Source organism: Mesorhizobium sp. M7A.F.Ca.US.014.04.1.1 (assembly GCF_003998745.1).
In the GTDB taxonomy this organism is placed as follows: Bacteria; Pseudomonadota; Alphaproteobacteria; order Rhizobiales; family Rhizobiaceae; genus Mesorhizobium; species Mesorhizobium ciceri.
Genome location: NZ_RZRW01000785.1, coordinates 1 through 2,112 on the forward strand (window position 1 = coordinate 1; position 2,112 = coordinate 2,112).

The 2,112-nt window shown below is 64.3% G+C and carries 2 protein-coding genes and 1 pseudogene; all 3 read left to right on the forward strand.

What is annotated here, in order from left to right:
* Positions 1–802, forward strand: an 802-nt coding sequence (locus tag EOA22_RS31435) for an aldehyde dehydrogenase family protein (protein ID WP_127390499.1), incomplete at its 5' end; no start/stop codon positions are given.
* A gap of 186 nt (positions 803–988) precedes the next feature.
* Positions 989–1,720: an SDR family oxidoreductase gene (locus EOA22_RS31440; protein WP_013528567.1), complete on the forward strand. Its 732-nt coding sequence runs from the start codon at positions 989–991 to the stop codon at positions 1,718–1,720.
* 218 nt (positions 1,721–1,938) lie between these two features.
* A pseudogene (locus tag EOA22_RS39205) lies at positions 1,939–2,112 on the forward strand (2-hydroxyhepta-2,4-diene-1,7-dioate isomerase); the annotation flags it as partial.

The following is a 2,112-nucleotide window of genomic DNA, read 5'->3' on the forward strand; positions in this document are numbered from 1 at the left end:
GGTACGGCCGGACGGCAATTATTCGCTCGCCATCGCCACCGCCAAAGGCAAGCTTGCCGGCGAAGTTGGGCTCGGTAGCCGCAAGGATATCCGCGATGCCGTCTCCGCCGCCCGCGGTGCCAAGGCCTGGCCGGAGGCGACCGCCTATAACAGGTCCCAGGTGCTCTATTATCTGGCCGAGAACCTTTCCGGCCGCGCCGGCGAGTTCGCCGCCCGTCTCACCGAATTGACCGGCGCCACGCCCAAGGCCGCGCGGGAAGAGGTAGAACAATCCATCGAGCGGCTGTTCCTCTATGCCGGTCTGGCCGACAAATTCGAGGGCCGCGTGCACCAACCGCCCGCGCGTGCCGTGACATTGGCGCTGCACGAGCCGGTCGGCGTCGTCGGCATCGTCGCGCCGGATGCCTCGCCGCTGCTCGGCCTGATCTCGCTGATTGCACCCGCACTTGCGATGGGCAACACCGTGGTCGCAGTGCCGTCGGAGCGCTACCCGCTGCTGGCGACCGATCTTTACCAGGTCATCGAATATTCCGACATTCCCTCAGGCGCCATCAACATCGTCACCGGTCGCAGCGCCGAACTCGCCGGCGTGCTGGCCAAGCATGACGATGTCGACGGGCTTTGGGTGTTCGCCGATGCCGAGACCTGCGCCAAGGCGGAAGCCGAGTCCATCGGCAACCTCAAGCGCGTCTGGAGCGGCAATGGCCGCGGCATCGACTGGGCATCCGACCAAGCCGCCGGCGACGCCTTCCTACGCCGCGCCGTCGAGGTCAAGAATGTCTGGGTGCCTTACGGCGATTGATGGCCTGCCGGTACTGTTCAGATCGTGTTCGGGCTTGACGCCCGGACAGATGTTCTTTAACGAGAAAAAACATCTTTATCAGTGAACGGTCAACGGCGCAGGCTGCACGATCACGCGTGACTGGCACATGACGCCTTGGCCAGCCGCAGGTAGACCCGGACTATCCCAGCGGACGAGGAGAACAGCATGGCGGATCTGGCAGGCAAGGTCGTTGTCGTCACGGCAGCGGCGCAAGGGATCGGCAAGGCGAGCGCACTGGCCTTCGCAAAAGCCGGCGCCATCGTCTACGCCACCGACATCAACGAGACGCTGCTGGCGGAACTCGCCAAGACGCCAGGGATCAAGACCCGCAAGCTGGACGTGCTCAACGACGAAGCCGTCAACGCCGCCTTTGCCGAGATCGGTGTCGTCGACGTGCTGTTCAATTGCGCCGGTTTCGTCCATTCGGGCTCGATCCTGGAGATGAAGGACGGCGACCTCGATTTCGCGCTGAACCTCAATGTCCGCGCCATGATCCGCACCAGCCGGGCCGTGCTGCCCGGCATGCTGGAACGCGGCGACGGATCGATCATCAACATGGCCTCGCTGGCCAGTTCCACCAAGGGCGTGCCCAACCGCTTCGTCTATGGCCTGACCAAGGCCGCGGTCATCGGCCTGACCAAGGCGATAGCCGCCGACTATGTCGGCAAGGGCATACGCTGCAACGCCATCTGCCCCGGCACGGTCGAGAGCCCGTCGCTGCAGGACCGCATGCACGCGCAAGGCGACTATGATGCCGCCCGCGCCGCCTTCATCGCCCGCCAGCCGATGGGCCGGCTCGGCACGCCGGAGGAAATCGCCGATCTGGCCGTCTACCTGGCCGGCGCCACGTACACGTCCGGGCAGGCCTACAATATCGACGGCGGCTGGTCGATCTGACTGCGGAATCTTGCGTGGGCCGGACGATCTGGCCCGTTGCCGGCGTTCAACAGGGGATCGAACAGTCTGAAAATCCCGCGCGCCGGCTATCTTGTATGGCGATCGCGCTTGTCCGTAGTCAGGTCGGTGAGTACGGTCCGCCGGTTCCTTGAAGGAGCAATCGCCTTGGCGGAAAGTTTGCAAAAGGCCGCGAGGCCGCAATCAGGAGAAGGATTTAGATGAAACTGCTGCGCTATGGCGAGGTGGGAAGCGAACGTCCCGGCCTGCTCGATGCGGATGGAACGATCCGTGATCTCTCCGCTCACGTCACCGATATCGGCGGCAAGGCACTCGATCCGGCATCGCTGGCAGCACTCGCCAAGCTAGATCCGAAGTCGCTGCCGGCGGTTTCC